Here is an 18,622-nt window from a genome sequence, read left to right on the forward strand (position 1 = left end):
AGGCCCTATTCGCGGGCAAGCCCGCGAAAGGGGCGCATCGCGCCCCTCGTCAGATCAAAGCCCCTCCAACTCCGCCATCAGGTCACTCAACCGGTCGACCTTCTCCTCGTCCAACGCACTCCCCTGCAACCCCTGCACATACTCCGCCAACTCCTCCACCGTGCTGCACTCGAACATCGCCCGCAGCGGCACGTTCAGTTGCAGGCGCTTCTGCACCCGCGAGGCAATTTGCGTGGCCAGTAGCGAATGCCCGCCCAGTTCGAAGAAGTTGTCGCGCACCCCTACCCGCTCGGCCTTGAGCACATCGGCCCAGATACCGGCCAGGGTCTGTTCCAGCTCATTGCGCGGCGCAAGGTACGCCTGGCTGTGCTGGCCACCGATCTCGATGGCCGGCAGCGCCTTGCGGTCGAGCTTGCCGTTGGCGTTGTGCGGCAGTTTGTCGAACCAGCCCCAGTGCAGCGGCACCATGTACTCCGGAAGCTCTGCACGCAGGCGCTGCTTGAGCTGGTCGAGCAGGTCGCTGGCGGTGTCCACGCCCTGGTGCGCGACCAGGTAGCCGACCAGGTGCTTGCCATTGACCCCCTCCTGCACACCTACGGCAGCATCGCGAAGCTCTGGCTGCTCGTGCAGGCGTGCTTCGATCTCGCCCAACTCGATGCGGTAGCCACGAATCTTCACCTGGTGGTCGATACGCCCGACGTATTCGAGCACACCATCCGGGCGCCGACGGGCCAGGTCGCCGGTGCGGTACAGGCGCTCGCCCGGCGCGCCGTGGGGGTGCGGGATGAACGCCAGCGCGGTACGCACCGGGTCGCCGACATAGCCACGCCCAACTCCGGTGCCTGCCACGCACAGCTCACCCACCGCGCCCAGCGGCACCAAAGTTTGATCCTCGCCATACAGGTACAGGCGGTTGTTGTCGGTCGGCGTGCCGATCGGCAGGTAGCTCCCCTGGGTCGACTCGGCATCGACGCGGAAGAACGCCACGTCGTCCGAGCACTCCGCCGGGCCGTAGGCATTCACCAGGCCAATCCTGGGGTAACGCTGCAACCACTGCGCAGCCAGCTCCGGCGGCATCGCCTCGCCGGTCGGCAGCATCCAGCGCAGGCCATCCAGCGCCTGGTGATCGTTGGCCAGCATGCCCTGGATCAACGACGGCACGCTTTCCAGCACGGTGATGCCGGTGGCCTGCACGTGCGCCAGCAACCCTTGCGGATCATGGGCGATGGCGTTCGGCACGATCTCCACGCGGGCACCGAACAAGGGCGCTGCGAGGAACTGCCACACCGAAATGTCGAAGCTCTGCGAGGCGGTCTGGGCAATCACGTCCTGCTCGTCCAGCGTAAGGTACGGCACCTTGCTCAACTGGTTGTTGAGCATGCCGCGCTGCTCGACCATCACCCCCTTGGGTAGCCCGGTGGAGCCCGAGGTGTAGATCACGTAGGCCAGGTTGTCCGGCGCACTGTGGATGCCGGGGTTACCGCTGGCCACGTTGCTGGCCTGCACGTCCTCCCACACCAGCAGCTTGGGCCGCACGATGCCGCCGAGCTCGTCGAGCAACTGGCGCCCTTGCTGGGCCGTCGCGGCGCTGCACACCAGTACCGGCGTGCGGCTCAGCTCGACGATACGTTGCAGGCGTGCGCTCGGCAGGCCGGGGTCCAGCGGCAGGTAGCCCGCACCTGCCTTGAAGCTGCCGACGATCATGCCCAGCAGCGGCAAGCCACGCTCGGCGAGCAAGGCCACCGGCTGGTCGACCGCCACCCCCGCCGCCGCCAATGCATGCCCCAGGCGGTTGGCCGCGAGATTCAGCCCGGCGTAGTCGAACGACGCCTCCTGGCAGCGGGCGACGATACGCTCGGGGTGCGCCGCGACCCGTGCTTCGAACAGCGCCACGTAGCTCTGCTCCAGGCTGTAGGCATGTTCGGTACGGTTGCAGTCCTCGAGCAGGAAGCGTTGTTCCTCGGCGCCCAGCAAGGGCAACTCGGCCACGTCACCCTCGAACCCCTCCACCAGCGCCAGCAGCAGGCGCTTGAACTGCGCCAGCAGCCGCTCGACGGTCGGGTAGTCGAAGTAGCGCTGGTCGAACGACAGGTGCAGGCCGAGGTCGTCGCCCGGGTAGCACACGGCGGTCAGCGGGAAGTTGGTGTGGGTACGGCCCGAGTCGGAGCTGGCATTCAGGTGCTGGGCATGGTCGAGCACGGCGGTTTCCACCGGGGCGTTCTCGAACACGAACAGGCTGTCGAACAGCGCCTGGCCCTTGGGCAGTTCACTGCACTCCTGGATCGCCACCAACGGCAGGTACTCGTATTCACGCAGTTGCATGTTGCGGTCCAGCAAGCCTTGCAACCACTGGCGCACGCTCGTGCCCTGCCCCGCCTCGGGTAGTTGCACACGCAGGGCAATGCTGTTGATGAACAGCCCGACCGTGCGCTGCATCTGCGGCAGGCTCACCGGGCGCCCGGCCACGGTGACGCCGAACACTACGTCGCGCTCGCCGCTGTAGCGCGCCAGCACCAAGGCCCAGGCCGCCTGGGCGAAGGTGTTGATGGTCAGCTGGTGAGCTTGCGCCAGCTCTCGCAGGCGAACGCCATCGCTCACCTCAAGGCGCGTGTAGCAATCGCCGACCACCATGCCGTCGCCTACGTGGTCGTGGCGCAACGGACGATCGCTTGGGATCGCCGTGGCGCGCTCGAAACCGGCCAGGTTGGCCTGCCACCAGCCACGCGCTTCGTTGAGGTCCTGGCGTTGCAGCCAGCCAATGTAGTCGCGATAACGCGGCGGCACCGGCAGTTGCGCCTGGCGGCCTTCGCCCAGGGCCTGGTACAGCTCGAAGAAGTCGTTCATCAGCAACGAGCGGCACCAGGCATCGATCAGGATGTGGTGGTTGCTCATCATGAACCAGTAGCGCTCGTCGGCCACCCGCACCAGGCGCAGGTGGAACGGCGCCTCGCGCAACAGCTCGAAACCGGCCTCGCGCTCGGCCTTGTGCAACGCTTGCAGGCGCGCTTCCTGGGCGGTGTCGTCAAGCTCGCGCCAGTCCTGGTAGTCCACCGGCGTGTTGCCCGGTTTGTGGATGATCTGCAGCATCGCCTCGCCGGCATTCCAACTGAACGAGGCGCGCAGGGCCTCGTGGCGGGCGACCACGGCCTGCCAGGCAGCGGTGAAGCGCTGTGGGTCGAGGGCGCTGTTGATGCGGTAGCGGTCCTGCATGTAGTAGATGCCGGTGCCAGGTTCCAGCAGCGTGTGCAGCAGCAAACCCTCCTGCATCGGCGTCAGCGGGTAGACGTCCTCGATCTGCGCGGCGGGTACCGGCAAGGCATCGATCTGCTCCTGGGTCAGTTGCGCCAGCGGGAAGTCCGAGGGCGTGAAGCTACCGTTACCCTCGGCCAGGCAATGTTCGACCAGCGCCAACAACTCGCGGCGATAGGCCTCGGCCAGGGCGTCGATGGTCGCCACGGCGTAGCGATCGGTGCTGAAGGTGAAACGCAGTTGCAAGGCGCCGCCATACACCTGGCCATCGACACTGAGCCAGTTGGGCAGCGGCGCGTCCAGGTCATGGGCAAGGCCGGTAGGTGCATCGAGCGGCTGGAACAGCGCCTTGGCGTCAAACTGTTGGTCGAACTGACCCAGGTAGTTGAAGGTGATGCGTGCCTGGGGCAACGCAGCCATGCGCTCGCGCCCGGCGCTGTCGGCCAGGTAGCGCAGCACGCCATGGCCCAGGCCCTTGTGCGGCACCTGGCGCAGTTGCTCCTTGATGCCTTTGATTGAGGCGGCGCGGGCTGCATCGTCGTCACCGGCCACCGGGCTCAGGCGCAGCGGGTAGGCATTGGTGAACCAGCCGACGCTGCGGGTCAGGTCGATGTCTTCGAACAGTTCCTCGCGGCCATGGCCTTCCAGTTGCACCAGCACATCGCCGTGGCCACTCCACTGCCCCAGGGTGCGGGCCAGCGCGGTCAGCAGCAGGTCGTTGACCTGGGTGTGGTAGGCCGCTGGCGCCTGTTGCAGCAGTTGCCGGGTCTGCGCCACATCCAGGTCGATGGCCAGGGTGTGGGCGTGGCGGTGCAGGTTGCCACCTTGCGGGTGGTCGCAGGGCAGCTCGTGCTGCACGCTGGCCAACTGGTCTTCCCACCAGCCCAGCTCGTCACGCAACGAATCGCTGCCTGCATAGCTGGCCAGGCGTGCGGCCCAGTCGCCCATGGCGTGGGTCTTGGCGGCCAGGCTTTCGCCGCGGTACAGCGCTTGCAGGTCTTCGAGCAATACCCGCCAGGAGACGCCATCGACTACCAGGTGGTGAATCGCCAGCAGCAGGCGCTGCTCACCCTGGCCGTCGCTGACCAGCAGGCCACGCAGCAGTGGGCCTTCTGCCAGGTCGAGGCTGCGCTGCACATCGGTGTACAGCGCCTGGCAATCGTCGAGGTCGGCGACCGTCGCGCTCCACAGCAACGGCTGCGCGCCCGGCTGGTCGTAGTCGCCCTGCCAGCGGCCAGCCACCTGGGTGAAACGCAGGCGCAGGCTGTCGTGGTGCTGTACCAGTGCATCCAGGGCACGCTCCAGTTCGGTGGCCTGCACCGGTTGGCGCAGTTGCAGCAGCACGGCCTGGTTCCAGTGCTGCGGTTGCACCACGTCACTGTCGAAGAACCAGTGCTGGATCGGCGTCAGCCCGACGCTACCTGTGCGAGCACCCTGCTCGACGCCGCTTGGCGCGGCCTCCTGGCGCACGACTGCTGCCAGGGTCTGGATGGTCTGGTGCTGGAACAAATCGCGCGGGGTGAACTGCAAGCCCAGCTGACGCGCGCGGCTAACCACCTGGATCGACAGGATCGAGTCGCCACCCAGTTCGAAGAAGTTGTCCTGCACGCCGACGCGCGAAACGTTCAGCACCTCGCGCCAGACCTGCGCCAGGTGTTCTTCCACCGCGTTGGTCGGGGCCTGGTAATGCTGGCGCGCCTGCTCCAGGTCCGGCGCGGGCAAGGCGCGCCGGTCGAGCTTGCCGTTGCCCATCAGCGGCAGGCGCTCGAGCAGCACCAGGTGCGCCGGCACCATGTAGTCCGGCAGGTGCTGGCGGGCGTGGGCTTTCACCGCATCGCGCAGCAGCGCCTGGGCGCTGGCAGCGGCGCCTGCCTGGGCACACACCAGGTAGCCGACGAGCTGCTTGCCACCTGGCAGGTCGAGCGCCACCACAACCGCTTCGGTGACTTCGGCATGCTCTTGCAAGCGGCTTTCGATTTCACCCAGCTCGATGCGGAAACCGCGAATCTTCACCTGCTGGTCGGCACGGCCGATGTACTCCACCAGGCCATCGGTACGCAGGCGCACCAGGTCGCCGGTGCGGTACAGGCGGCCACCGGTGTGGCTGAACGGGTCGGCGACGAAGCGCTCGGCGCTCAGCCCTGGGCGGTCGTGGTAACCCTGGGCCAAGCCAGCGCCGCCGATATACAGCTCGCCGATACCGCCCTGGGGCAGCAGCGCCAGGTCGTCGTCGAGGATGTAGGCGGTGCGGGCGCCGATCACCCGGCCGATCGGCACGCTGCCGGCGTCCTCGGGCAGCGTCTCGGGGGCCAGGCAGGCCAGCGGCATTACCACGGTTTCGGTCGGGCCGTAGGCGTTGATGAACTGCTGCGGCGCGAAGGCTTCGCGGATACGTTGCAGGTGCTCGCCGGTCAGCGCCTCGCCACCGGTAATCACCAGGCGCACCGGCAACTGCTCGCCGCGCCCCGCCAGGTACTGGGCCAACTGGCTGCCGTAGCTGGGGGTGAAACCAAGGATGCTCACCTGCTGCTCGCGCACCAGCTGGCAGATTTCTTCCGCGCCCCATTGACCCTGGCCACGCAGCACCACGCGGGCACCGCACAGCAGCGGCGTCAGCAGACGTTCGCTGGCAGCGTCGAAGTTGATCGAATAGAAGTGCAGCTCGCAGTCATCGCTGCGCATGCCGAAGTCGGCGATTACCGCCTGGCAGTGCATGGCTATTTCGCCATGGCTGACTACCACGCCCTTGGGCTTGCCGGTGGAGCCGGAGGTGTAGATCAGGTACGCCGGGTGCTGCGGCAGGTTGAGGTTGTCCAGAGGCGCGTCGCTGCAGGCCGACAGCGTTGCTGCGTCGTCCTCCAGGCACCAACTGGCCACGCCCGCTGGCAGTTTGCCCAAGGTGTCGAGCAGCGTACGCTGGCCGATCAGCAGGCCCAGGCGGCTGTCCTCGATCATGTAGCGCAGGCGGTCGAGGGGGTATTCCGGGTCCAGCGGCACGTAGGCGCCACCGGCCTTGAGAATGGCCAAAAGGCCCACCACCATTTCCAGCGAACGCTCCAGCGCCAGGCCCACCCTTACCTGCGGGCCAACACCCCGCTCGCGCAGGGCGCGGGCCAGGCGGTTGGCTTGTTGGTCCAGCTCGGCATAGCTCAGGTGCTGGCCGGCGAAGGTCAGCGCCAGGGCCTCGGGGCTGCGTTCGACCTGGGCGGCGAACAGGCCATGCAGGGTCTGGTCGAGCTCGAAGTCCTGCTCACCCTGCAGCTGGCCGACCAACACCTGCTGCTCGGCGCTGCTGAGCATCGGCAATTCGCACAGGCGCTGCTGCGGGTCGTCGAGCAGGCCCACCAGCAACTGCTGCCAGTGCTCGGCCATGCGCGCGATGCGCGGCTCGTCGAACAGGTCGCGGCTGTAGGTCAGGCAGCAGCCCAGGCGGCCGTCGAGGTCGGTGACTTCCAGGTACAGGTCGAACTTGGTGGCGCTGGCGTCGTTGACCAGGTAGTCCACCTGCATGCCGGCCAGGCTGCGGCTTTGCTGGAAGGCCCAGCGCTGCACGTTGCACATCACCTGGAACAGCGGGTTGTAGGCGCTGGAGCGCGGCGGTTGCAGGGCCTCGACCAGCTGGTCGAACGGCAGGTCCTGGTGCGACTGGCCTTCGATGGCGGCCTGGCGCACCTGCTCGAGCAGCTCGGCGCCACGCATCTGCCCATCCAGCTCGCAGCGCAGCACCTGGGTGTTGAGGAAGGCGCCGATCAGCCCTTCGCTTTCCGGGCGGATACGGTTGGCCACCGGCGCGCCGATACGCAGGTCGCGCTGGCCGCTGTAGCGGTGCAGCAAGGCGGCCAGGGTGGCGGTCATGGTCATGAACAGGGTCAGGCCGCGCTGGCTGTTGAAGGCATGCACGCGCTTGACCAGGGCCGGGTCGAGGTCGAAGCGGTACAGCTCGCCGCGGTGGCTCTGTACTGCCGGGCGTGGCCGGTCGCTGGGCAAGGCCAGCACCGGGTGCTCGTCGCCCAGGCGGGCTTTCCAGTAGGCCAGCTGGCGTGCGCCCTCACCACCCTCCAGCCACTGGCGTTGCCATACGCTGTAGTCCAGGTACTGCACCGGCAGCGGCGCCAGCGGCGACTCGCGCTCATCGACGAAGGCTTCGTACAGCTCGCCCAGCTCGCGGGCGAAGATGTCCATGGCCCAGCCTTCGGTGACGATATGGTGCAGGGTCAGTACGAAGTAGTGTTCGCGCTCGTCGGCCTTGACCAGGCAAGCACGCAGCAACGGGCCGCGCTCCAGGTCGAAGGCTTGGTGCGCCTGCTCGTCGGCCAGCTGTTGCAGGCGTTGCTGGCGGGTTTCGGCGGGGTGGTGGCTGAAGTCGTGCCAGGCCAGGTGCACGGGGCTGTCGTCGGCCACGCACTGGTAAGGCACGCCGTCGATGCTCGGAAAGGTGGTGCGCAGGGTTTCGTGGCGTACTACCAATGCCTGCAAGGCGCGCTCGAAGGCATCGACATGCAGCGTGCCTTGCAGGCGCGCCATGCCGCCGACGTTATACGCCGGGCTGCCGGGCTCCATCTGCCAAAGGACCCACATACGCTGCTGGGAGTGCGACAGCGGCACTGCCTGGCGGCGGTCGACCCGGGCGATCTGGCCTTGCAGGTTACGCTCGCCGCTGTCGCGAAGACGCACGATCTCAGCGCAGAAGGCGCCCAGTTCGCTGGCTTCGAACAAGGCCTTGAGCGGCAGTTCTACATCGCAGGCCTGGCGGGTGCGTGAGACGATCTGGGTGGCCAGCAGCGAGTGGCCGCCGAGGGCGAAGAAGTCATCGTTCAAGCCAACCTGCGGCAGGTTCAGCACCTCGCGCCAGATCGCCGCGACCTGACGTTGCAGTTCGCTCTGCGGCTCGACGTGTTCACGCTGTTGCCAGGTCGGCGCCGGCAGGGCCTTGCGGTCGACCTTGCCGCTCGGGCCCAGGGGCATCTGCGCCAGGTGGATCAACTGCGCGGGCACCATGTAGGCCGGCAGTTGCGCGGCCAGGGTTGCCAGCAGCGCGTCGGTCTGCTCGACACCGCTGTAGTAGCCAACCAACTGGGCGCCGACGGCATCCTTGTGAATCAGCACCAGCGCCTGCTCGACGCCCGGCTGGGCCAGCAGCGCGGCTTGCACTTCCTCGGGCTCGACGCGGAAACCCCGCACCTTGACCTGCTGGTCGAGGCGACCGAGGTATTCCAACGCCTCATCGCGCGCCAGCCAGCGTGCGCGGTCGCCGCTGCGGTACAGGCGCTGGCCATTGCCATCGGGCTGGGGCACGAAGCGTTCGGCAGTCAGCCCTGGTCGGCCCAGGTAGCCACGGGCCAGGCCCGCGCCACCCAGGCACAGCTCGCCCGGTACGCCAGGCACGCTCAGTTCGAATTCGTCATCCAGCACCCGGCACAGCACGTTGCCCAGCGGACGGCCGATCGGCGAGCGCTCGCCGTCTTCGCTGCGGCAATGCCAATGGGTGACGTTGATGGCGGTTTCGGTCGGGCCATAGCGGTTATGCAGTTGAACCTGTGGCAGCAGTTGCAAGGTGCGCTCACGCAGGCTGGCCGGCAGCGCCTCGCCGCCAGAGAACAAGCGGCGCAGGCTGGTGCAACCAGCCGCCAGGGGCTCGTCGACGAACACCTGCAACAGCGGCGGCACGAAGTGCAGCGTGGTCACCTGGTATTGCTGTACCAGCTCGGCGATACGCTTGGGGTCGCGGTGCTCGCCGGGGCCGGCCAGCACCAGCTGGCAGCCGGTGACCAGCGGCCAGAAGCACTCCCACACCGACACGTCGAAGCTGATCGGCGCCTTCTGCATCAGCACATCGCTGGCCTCCAGCGCATAGCTGGCCTGCATCCATTGCAGGCGCTCGGCCAGGGCCGCGTGGGTGTTGCCCACGCCCTTGGGCTGGCCGGTGGAGCCGGAGGTGTAGATCACGTAGGCCAGGTTGTCGCCATCGAGGTGCAAGCCGGGGGGCTGGCTCGGCCAGCTGTCCAGGTGCAGTTGGTCGAGGGCGATGCTGCTGATGCCCGGCACCTGCGGCAGGCGCTCGAGCAGCGTGCTGTGGCTGAGCAGCAGGCTGGCGCCGCAATCGGCGAGCATGAAGGCCAGGCGCTCGGCCGGGTAGTCGACGTCCAGCGGCACATAGGCGCCACCGGCCTTGAGAATGGCCAGCAGGCCAACCAGCAGCTGTGGCGAACGCTCCACGGCGATGGCCACGCAGGTGTCCGGGCCGACGCCCTTGTCACGCAGGTAGTGGGCCAGTCGGTTGGCCTGCTGGTGCAGGGTGGCGTAGTCGTACTGGCCGCCTTCCCACATCAGCGCAGTCCGCTCGGGCGTGCGGCGGGCCTGTTCGTTCAGTTGCTCGACCAGCAGCCGTGGTGCAGCGGGTGCAGGGGCCTGGCCCCAGGCCAGCAGCTGCTCACGGCCTTGGGCGTCGAGCAGTTGCACATCACCCAGCATAAGCTGCGGCGCGGCGCACACCTGTTCGAGCAGTGCCAGCAAGTGGTTGGCCAGGCGCTTGACGGTTGCTGCCTCGAACAGCTCGGCGGCGTAGTCGAAGGCCAGGCTCAGGCGGCCCTGGTGGTCCTCTTCACTATGCAGTTGCAGGTCGAACTTGGCTTCGCGGCTGTGCCACGGCAGCTCTTCGGCGAGCAGGCCCGGCAGGCGCCGCAGGGCAGACAAGTCGCGCTGCTGGTGGTTGAACATGACTTGGAACAGGCCCTGCTCGCGGGCCTCGGGCAGCGCTTCGAGCAGTTGTTCGAAGGGCAGGTCCTGGTGCGCCTGGGCGCCGAGGGTGGCGCTGCGCACCTGGGCCAGCAGTTGGTCGAACGGCAGGCGCCCATGAAGCTCGGCGCGCAGCACCTGGGTGTTGATGAAGAAACCGACCAGCCCTTGGGTTTCCAGGCGCGGGCGGTTGGCGTTGGGCACGCCGACGCGGATCTCGGCCTGGCCTGTGTAGCGATGCAGCAGGCCTTGCCAGCCGGCCAGCAGTACCATGAACAGGCTGGCCTGCTGCTCGTGGGCAAGGCCGCGCAGGGCCTCGGACAGCTTGCTCGGCACCTTCAGGTGCAGGCGTGCAGCACGTTTTTCGTGCTGGGCAGAGCGCGGCTGGTCGGTGTGCAGGTCGAGCACAGGCCGTTCATTGCCCAGCTGGGCTTTCCAATAGTCGAGTTGGCGGGTGGCTTCGCCTTCGGCCAGCCACTGGCGCTGCCAGACGCCATAGTCGGCATAGCCCAGGGTCAGCGGCGCCAGGTTGGCCTGCTGGCCCTGGCAATGGGCGGCATAGAGGCGCGCGAATTCATCGAGCAGGATGTTCAGCGACCAGCCGTCGGCGACGATATGGTGCAGGGTCACCCACAGCTGATGCTCTTCGTCGTCCAGGCGCGCCAGGGTCACCCGCAGCAGCGGGCCTTCGCGCAGGTCGAACGGTTTTTGCGCCTCGTACTCACGGCGGGCGCCGACTTCGGCCACGTCCAGGCCTTCCACGTCGATGCGTTGCAGGGTGAAGGGCTGGGATGGCAACACCTGCTGCATGGCTTGGCCATCGACTTCGCTGAACACCGTGCGCAGCAACTCATGACGTGCCACCAGGGCCTGGAAGCTGGCCTCGAGCGCGGTTTCGTCCAGCTCGCCACGCAGGTGCAGGCCAGCAGGAATGTTGTAGGCCGCCGACTGCGGCTCCAGTTGCCACAGCAGCCACAGGCGGTTCTGCGCCAGCGACTGGGGCAGTGCGTGGCCGCGCTCCAGGCCGGTGATGACGCCCGCGCCGCTGCCGCCTTCGGCCAGGGCAGTGGCTACGGCAGCGCTGTAGTCGGCAAGCGTTGGCGATTCGAACAATGTGCGCAGGCTCAAGCTGACGCCCAGCTCATCGGACAGCCGCGCGGTCACCTGGGTGGCGGCGATGGAGTTGCCACCCAGCAGCAGGAAGTGGTCGTCCGGGGCCACCGACTCGACCTTGAGCAGCTCGCGCCAGAGCGCCGCGATACGTGCTTGCAAGCCATCGGCGACAGCCTCGGCGGTCTTGGCCTGGGCATCGGGGAAGCGTGCGTAGCAGTCCAGGCTGCCGTCGTTCATGCGCAGGCGGCAGGCCGAGCGTTGCAGCTTGCCGCTGGAGGTCTTGGGCAAGGCGCCGGGGTTGAGCAACAGCACCACCGCCGGGGCCTGGCGGCAAGCGTCGGCGATGACCTGGCGCAGGGTCTTGATCAACTCCTGCGGCTTCACGGCCTTTTGCACGTTGCGGCTGATCTCCACCGCCACGCCGATGCCTTCCTCGCCCTGGTCGTCCACGGTGAACACCGCCACCCGGCCCTTGCGCAGCAGGTCGACCTCGCGCTCCAGGGTTTTCTCCAGGTCCTGCGGGTAGAGGTTCTGCCCGCGCACGATAAGCATGTCCTTCAGGCGCCCGGTGACGAACACCTCGCCCTCGCGCATGAAGCCCAGGTCACCGGTGCGCAGCCAGGTCTGGCCATCCTGCTCGACGAAGGTGCGGGCGCTGGCCTCGGGGTTGCGCCAGTAGCCCAGGGCGATGCTCGGGCCACCGGCCCAAATCTCGCCGACCCGGTTGTCGCCCAGCACCTCCAGGCGCTGCGGCTCGACGATACGCACCGCGTGGCCGGGCTGTGGGTAGCCGCAGCTCATCAGTACGCTGCCCTTGCCGGGTTGCGCGCGGTTGGCGGCGAAGGCCTCGGCGTCCAGTTCAAGGGCGCCGATGCCCTGGCCACGGCGGCTGCCGCTGACGAACAAGGTGGCCTCGGCCAGGCCGTAGCTGGCGAAGAAGCTGCTGGCCTGGAAGCCTGCGGCGGCGAACTTCTCGGCGAAGCTGGCCAGGCTGTCCTGGCGGATCGGCTCGGAACCGGAATACGCCACGCGCCAGCGGCTCAGGTCGAGCCCAGCCAGGGCCGCCTCGCTGACCCGTTCGCTGCACAGCCGGTAGGCGAAGTCCGGGCCGCCGCTGATGGTGCCGCCGTATTCGCTGATCGCCTGCAACCAGCGCAGCGGACGGGCGAGGAAGTAGCTTGGCGACATCAGCACGCAGGGCACGCCGCTGAAGATCGGTTGCAGCAGGCCGCCGATCAGGCCCATGTCGTGGTACAGCGGCAGCCAGCTGACGATCACGTCATCCGGGTTCAGGTCGATGCCAAAGCCCTGGCGAATCAGCTGTTCATTGGCGACAAGGTTGCCATGGCTGACCTGCACGCCCTTGGGCAATGCCGTGGAGCCGGAGGTGTATTGCAGGAACGCAATATGCTGGCCCTCGAGCGCAGGCGCGCGCCAGGCCTCGGCCAGGCTGGCGGCCAGGCCGTCGACAGCGAGCAACTGCGGGCCGTGCTCGCTGGCCAGTGCATCGAGGCCCTGCAAACTGTCACGAAGCGCTTCTACTGTCAGCAGCAAACGCGGTTCGGCATCGTCAATGATCGACAGCAGGCGCTCCTGGTGGTGCTGGCGCGAAGACTCCGGCGGGTAGGCCGGCACGGCGATCACCCCGGCATACAGGCAGCCGAAGAACGCCGCGACGTAGTCCGGGCCACTGGGGAACAACAGCACCGCGCGGTCGCCGAAATCGGCGCGCGCCTGCAAGGCGGCGGCGATGGTGCGGGCACGCAGGTCCAGCTCGCGGTAGCTGAGCACCGCCTGGTCGCGAGGGTCGTCGGCCAGGAAGCGCAGGGCGACCTGGTCCGGGGTGCTTGCGGCGCGTTGCGCCAGGGCCTGGACCAGCGTGAGCGGGAGTTCGAAGGCGTCCGTCATGGGGTGTTCCTGCCAGTGTCTGGTGAAGCCGGGCCGGGGCTTGGCCTCGCGCAAGGGGCGGGCGATGCTCGGTGGCCGGATGTACACAGGGGAACGGATGGGCGGAGGAAATAATTAGAAACCTCCGGCGGTCGGAGGGCGGCATGCTTGGTGCCGCCTCCTACAGAAATTTCTCAAGGCTTCAAAGAAAAAGCGTATCGACATGTAAGCGCCTGCCGAGGTGGCTTAGAACTCACCCGAATAGAGACTCACTCACTTTCGTATTTGACAATCATTATCATTCTGAATAGTTTGTCGCACGGCACAGGACGCATCCTAGGTTGGAATGCTCCTTTCCTCACAGACACAAGGTGATTTCCATGGCGGAACAACTATCCACAAGTAAGTGCGATTCACCCTTGCTCCAGGCGTTCGTCGACAATCGCAGCATTTTGGTGAAGATCGCCGCACGCATCACCGGCTGCCGTTCGCGTGCCGAGGACGTGGTGCAGGATGCTTACTTCCGGCTCAGTTCCGCGCCGCAGATCACCTCGTCGTTCAAGGCCCAGCTCAGCTATCTGTTCCAGATCGTCCGTAACCTGGCCATCGACCACTACCGCAAGCAAGCCATGGAGCTGAAGTACTCCGGTAGTGAAGAGGAAGGCATGAACGTGGTGATTCAGAACGCCTCGCCCGAAGCCACCCATATCAACCTCGCCACCCTTGAGCACATCGCCGACGCGCTCAACGAACTGCCCCCGCGCACCCGCTATGCCTTCGAGATGTATCGGTTGCATGGTGTGCCGCAGAAGGATATTGCCAAGGAGCTGGGGGTGTCGCCGACCTTGGTCAATTTCATGATTCGGGATGCGTTGGTTCATTGCCGTAAGTCGAGCAAGCACGCCTGAAGCCCCCCCTGTGGGAGCGACACAAGGCCGCTCCTGCAAAGGCACCGCAGCCAGAAGGCTGCCGCCGTATCAGACCAGCTTGCAGCGGTCGAAGAACCGCTCCCGCCCCAGAATCATCAATGCCGCGCGCTTGTGCGGGAAATCGAATTCCTTCTCGCAGTGGAAACACTGGTCCTGCATGTAGCCAATCATCTTGCCGTTGTCGGCACGCGGCTCGGCCACCACGCGCTGGGTGCGCGGGTCGTCGAGAAACAGGTAGTGCACCAGCGCCGATAGCCAGCTGGCCACCTTGTGCGCGCCGCGATGCCCCTCCTCCCCCACCAGCATGTGAATGCCACGGTCGTAGTCATCGGCCGGATAGAACGGCGCGATGCGATCCTCCTTGGCCCAGTAGGCCTCGAAGTAGGCGAACGGCTCATCGTCGAAGCAGCCGATCAAGGTCAGGGTGTGCGGGTCGGCCTCCAGCGTACTCAGGTACTCACGGTGCTTTTCCAGGCTGCCATCCTCCTGCCAGAACTGCGATACCCGTGGGTTGTTCTGCCAACGGTTGAAACGCGCCAGGTCCTGCTCGATCTCCAGGGTACGCAACGACACCCAGGCGCCCAGGCGCGCATCGAAACGCCGGTAGACCTCGCCCCGCGGTTTCGGCGCGCGGCGCGGATGGCGCTTGCCGTTGCTGATCTGCATCTGCTGCGGGTAGGCGCCGCTGGGCGACTGGCCCAGCCAGGGTTGCGGCAGTTGCCAGAACAAGGTGCGCTCGCACAGGTATACGCCGGGCTGCTCGCCGGCCAGCAACAAGCCGCTGGCAAGGCTGGGCGCCAGCGCTTGCGGCAGGTGCCAGGCCAGGCGCTGTAGCGCCGGGTCGCGGGACAGCAACCAGTAGCACGCCGCCCACAGGCCTTGCGGGCCGCGTTCGGGGCACAGTTGCTCCAGGTGCACTTCAAGCGGCTGCGCCGGCACCAGGAGTACCTGGATCAGCAGGCGGCCATCCAGGCTCAGGGTCAGCCGGCGGTCGCCCTCGTCGGCGCTGAGGTTAGGCCAGCGTGGCAGGGCCTTGGGCGGTGAAGCGACGTCGAACGGCATGGTCTTGGCTCACGAAATTTGAAGGAATGGCTCACTTCGAAAAACGTCGCCGGCCCCTGGGAATTTAGTCATCGCCGGGTGGATCTACCGTGATCTGGTAAGGCTGGAAGATCCGCAGCAGCTCGCCGTTGTCGTGCAACTTGCGCATCAGCGTGGCGAAGGCCTGGCCGCTGATCGGCGCGTTGGGACGCAACAACGCGTAGTGGTGGTAGACCTGGTCGACACGCTCGGAGGCCATCAGCAACGAGGAGCTCTGCGGGTTGCGCTGGAGGAAATCGCTCAAGTACGAACGCGTTACCAGGGCGATGTCGGCGCGGCCGCGCTGGACCATGAACAGGTTGCTGTCATGGGAGTAGGTCAGCGTGGCGCGGTAGGTTTCGGCCAGGTAGCGGGGGTCGGCATTGAAGTTGGCGAACGCGTAGTGGTAACCGTTGAACAGCGCCAGGCGCTTGCCGCGCAGCTCGTCGAAATAGCGCTGGTCACGCCCCGGCTGCTGGTGGGCGACGAACACCTCGGCGTCCTCCAGCCCCATGTCCACCGCCACGTGGGGAATCTGCTGCCAGCCCCACTGCGGGTTCTCGAAGATCGCCATGTCGGTGCGCCCTTGCTGGAAGTCGCCGAAACGCCTAGGAATCGAGGTGGGCACCAGCACGAAACGGTACTCGCCCTGCACGCGGTTCAGCGCCTCGGCCAGTTGTGGCAGCAGGCCGCTGTCGGCGCCTTGCTCGGGGCGCACGGTGTAGGGCGGAAAATGTGCGGCACCGATCCTGACTTCCTGCACCGCAGCGGCCTGGGTGGGGGAAGCCAGCCACAGTGCGGCGAGCAGCATCGGGGAGAAAAAGGCCTTGAGGCCGGGCAGTGGAGTCAAGACAAACACTCGTCACGGGGTGGGACGGACCTGGAACACCCTAAGCTAGGCGTTTTCCCGCCAGGGCACAACCGCCGGTTATGCCAAAATAAAGGCAAAATGCCAGGGGGTGTCGCCAGGCCAGGTATTCGCTAACCTCTACCTTTGTCGTGACTGTGTCTTGCAAGGGAGCCTGGTATGGGCCATTGGCTGGTGATCGACCTGGAAGCCACGACCGATGAAGGCGGCTGGCCTGTCACGGAAATGGAAATCATTGAAATCGGCGCAAGCCTGGTGACCCGCGAGGGCCACGAGGTAGACCACTTCCAGCGTTTCGTGCGGCCAAGGCGGCGGCCACAACTGACGCCGTTCTGCCGCGAACTCACGCATATCGACCAGGACGATGTCGACAGCGCCGCAACCTTTACCGAGGTCTGGGCGCAATTCGAGCCATGGCTGGGCCAGCACCGCGAGCAGTTGCAGGCCTGGATCAGCTGGGGCGACTACGACCGCAGGCAATTGCTCCAGGAGTGGCAGCACTACAAGGTGCGCAGCCTGCTGGAGACGCTGCCGCACATCAACCTCAAGCAGCGCTTCGCCAAGGCCCGCCACCTGCAACGTCCGGCCGGGCTGAACAGCGCCCTGCAACTGGCCGGGTTACAGTTCACCGGGCAGCAGCACCGGGCCCTGATCGATGCCCGCAATACCGCGCGATTGCTACCGTCGAGCCTGCCGGCGGGCAGCGCCTGAAAGCAGATGACGAAGGCGGGGGCCTTGGGCATACTGGCCAGCCTTTTTTCAGCCCGTTCAGGAGTCGCCCCATGTTCAAGGTCAACGAATACTTCGATGGCACCGTCAAGTCGATCGGCTTCAGCGGCGAGAATGGCCCGGCCACCGTCGGCGTGATGGCCCCAGGCGAATACGAGTTCGGCACCGCCAAGCGCGAGATCATGCACGTGGTCGCGGGCGCCCTGACCGTGAAGCTGCCAGGCAGCGACAGCTGGGAAACCTTCGCGGCGGGCAGCCAGTTCAATGTACCGGCCGACAGCAAGTTCCAGCTGCAAGTGAAGGTCGATACCGCCTACCTGTGCGAGTACGTCGACTGATCGGTTGACGCTACCGGCCTCTTTGCGAAGAGGCCGGTAATCGTTCTACAGAAACCCCGCCACCCGCTGCGCCGCCGCCTGTAGATGCTGCGCATGACTGAACCCTGAAGCCTTCAGCGGCTTGAGGTCATGGTCCCCTGCCACCAGCCAGCACAGCTCGATCGCTGGCGACAGTGCATACCCCGCCACCGCCTCGCGATTGCCCAGGGCATCGCGCTCGCCTTGCACGATCAGCGTGCGCGTACGCAACCCCGCCAAATGCTCGACCCGAGGTTTTTCCGGTTTGCCCACGGCATAGAACGGATACCCCAGGCACACCAGGGCATCGGCCCCCAGTTCATCGGCCAGCAAGCTGGCCATACGCCCGCCCATGGACTTACCGCCAATGGCCAGGGTTCCCGCGACCAAAGGTCGCACCTGCAGGTACACCTCGCGCCAGCACTCGAGCAGCACCTTCTGCGGGTTGGGCGGGCGCTTGCCGCCGTTTAGACGCCGCTCGGCCATGTAGGGAAATTCGAAGCGGATCACCCCTACCCCAAGGCCTGCCAGCCTTTGCGCGATGTCGTCCATGAACGCGCTGTCCATCGGCGCGCCGGCGCCGTGGGCCAGGATCAGGGCACCGCGATAGCCCTGCTCCCCCTCGGTTCGCGGGGGATCGACGCGCAAGCCTGGGATATTTCCCACCTGCGCCCATTGATCCCCGTCAATACCGGCCACTTGCCCATTACTCATGCTTGCCTCGCTGTTTAGCCTGCCTATAACCGTGGATGGGAACCCATACATGAACACAACCAGCAGTACCGCCTACAACTACCAGGTGGTCCGCCAATTCGCCATCATGACGGTGGTGTGGGGAATCGTCGGGATGGGGCTCGGCGTATTCATCGCCGCACAACTCGTCTGGCCATCACTGAACTTCGACCTACCCTGGACCAGCTTCGGCCGCCTGCGTCCACTGCATACCAATGCGGTGATCTTCGCGTTCGGCGGCTGCGCCTTGTTCGCCACCTCCTATTATTCGGTGCAGCGCACCTGCCAGACCACCCTCTTCGCGCCACGCCTGGCCGCGTTCACTTTCTGGGGTTGGCAACTGGTGATCCTCCTGGCGGCCATCAGCCTGCCGCTGGGCTACACCAGCTCCAAGGAATACGCCGAGCTGGAATGGCCGATCGACATCCTTATCACCATCGTCTGGGTGGCCTACGCCGTGGTGTTCTTCGGCACCTTGATGAAGCGCAACACCAAGCACATCTACGTGGGCAACTGGTTCTTCGGCGCGTTCATCCTCACCGTGGCGATCCTGCATATCGTCAACAACCTGGAAATGCCGGTCAGCCTGACCAAGTCCTATTCGGTGTATGCCGGTGCCACCGACGCCATGGTGCAGTGGTGGTACGGCCACAACGCGGTGGGCTTCTTCCTCACCGCAGGCTTCCTGGGGATGATGTACTACTACGTGCCCAAGCAGGCCGAGCGCCCGGTGTATTCGTATCGGCTGTCGATCGTGCACTTCTGGGCGCTGATCACCCTGTACATCTGGGCAGGCCCGCACCATTTGCACTACACCGCCCTGCCCGACTGGGCGCAGTCGCTGGGCATGGTGATGTCGCTGATTCTCCTGGCCCCGAGCTGGGGCGGCATGATCGAGGCAGTGGAGTCGGTCGGCAGGTTGTCGACCTTCTTGTCCAGCTGCA

General features: G+C 66.2%; 8 protein-coding genes. 4 read left to right on the forward strand and 4 right to left on the reverse strand.

From position 1 onward, the window contains the following. Positions 1-54: 54 nt before the first annotated feature. Complete coding sequence (locus ACQKPE_RS13325) at positions 55-13,005, reverse strand: non-ribosomal peptide synthetase (RefSeq protein ID WP_427666466.1); 12,951 nt, start codon at positions 13,003-13,005, stop codon at positions 55-57. A gap of 359 nt (positions 13,006-13,364) precedes the next feature. Between ACQKPE_RS13325 and ACQKPE_RS13330 the strand changes: the two genes are divergently transcribed. Next, a complete protein-coding gene (locus tag ACQKPE_RS13330; RefSeq protein ID WP_427666468.1) occupies positions 13,365-13,892 on the forward strand; it encodes an RNA polymerase factor sigma-70 in 528 nt (175 codons plus the stop codon). Positions 13,893-13,961: 69 nt separating this feature from the next. On the opposite strand, the gene ACQKPE_RS13335 is transcribed toward ACQKPE_RS13330, so the two are convergent. Both ACQKPE_RS13335 and ACQKPE_RS13340 read right to left on the reverse strand, forming a co-directional pair. Next, positions 13,962-14,975 (reverse strand): GNAT family N-acetyltransferase, encoded by a 1,014-nt coding sequence (locus tag ACQKPE_RS13335; RefSeq protein ID WP_427666469.1) that lies wholly within the window; start codon positions 14,973-14,975, stop codon positions 13,962-13,964. Between the two features lie 64 nt (positions 14,976-15,039). Further along, complete coding sequence (locus ACQKPE_RS13340; protein WP_427666471.1) at positions 15,040-15,843, reverse strand: substrate-binding periplasmic protein; 804 nt, start codon at positions 15,841-15,843, stop codon at positions 15,040-15,042. 177 nt (positions 15,844-16,020) lie between these two features. Between ACQKPE_RS13340 and ACQKPE_RS13345 the strand changes: the two genes are divergently transcribed. Together ACQKPE_RS13345 and ACQKPE_RS13350 are read left to right on the forward strand one after the other, a co-directional pair. Continuing rightward, positions 16,021-16,572 (forward strand): exonuclease domain-containing protein, encoded by a 552-nt coding sequence (locus tag ACQKPE_RS13345; RefSeq protein WP_427666473.1) that lies wholly within the window; start codon positions 16,021-16,023, stop codon positions 16,570-16,572. 71 nt (positions 16,573-16,643) lie between these two features. Continuing rightward, positions 16,644-16,928, forward strand: a complete 285-nt coding sequence (locus tag ACQKPE_RS13350) for a pyrimidine/purine nucleoside phosphorylase (RefSeq protein ID WP_427666475.1) — start codon at positions 16,644-16,646, stop codon at positions 16,926-16,928. 45 nt (positions 16,929-16,973) lie between these two features. On the opposite strand, the gene ACQKPE_RS13355 is transcribed toward ACQKPE_RS13350, so the two are convergent. Next, positions 16,974-17,660 (reverse strand): alpha/beta family hydrolase, encoded by a 687-nt coding sequence (locus ACQKPE_RS13355; RefSeq protein ID WP_427666477.1) that lies wholly within the window; start codon positions 17,658-17,660, stop codon positions 16,974-16,976. Between the two features lie 49 nt (positions 17,661-17,709). On the opposite strand from ACQKPE_RS13355, the gene ACQKPE_RS13360 reads away from it, so the two are divergent. Then, a partial coding sequence (locus tag ACQKPE_RS13360; RefSeq protein ID WP_427666478.1) for a cbb3-type cytochrome c oxidase subunit I occupies positions 17,710-18,622 on the forward strand: 913 nt, incomplete at its 3' end.

It is taken from the genome of Pseudomonas sp. NPDC089554 (assembly GCF_050280645.1).
GTDB lineage: Bacteria > Pseudomonadota > Gammaproteobacteria > Pseudomonadales > Pseudomonadaceae > Aquipseudomonas.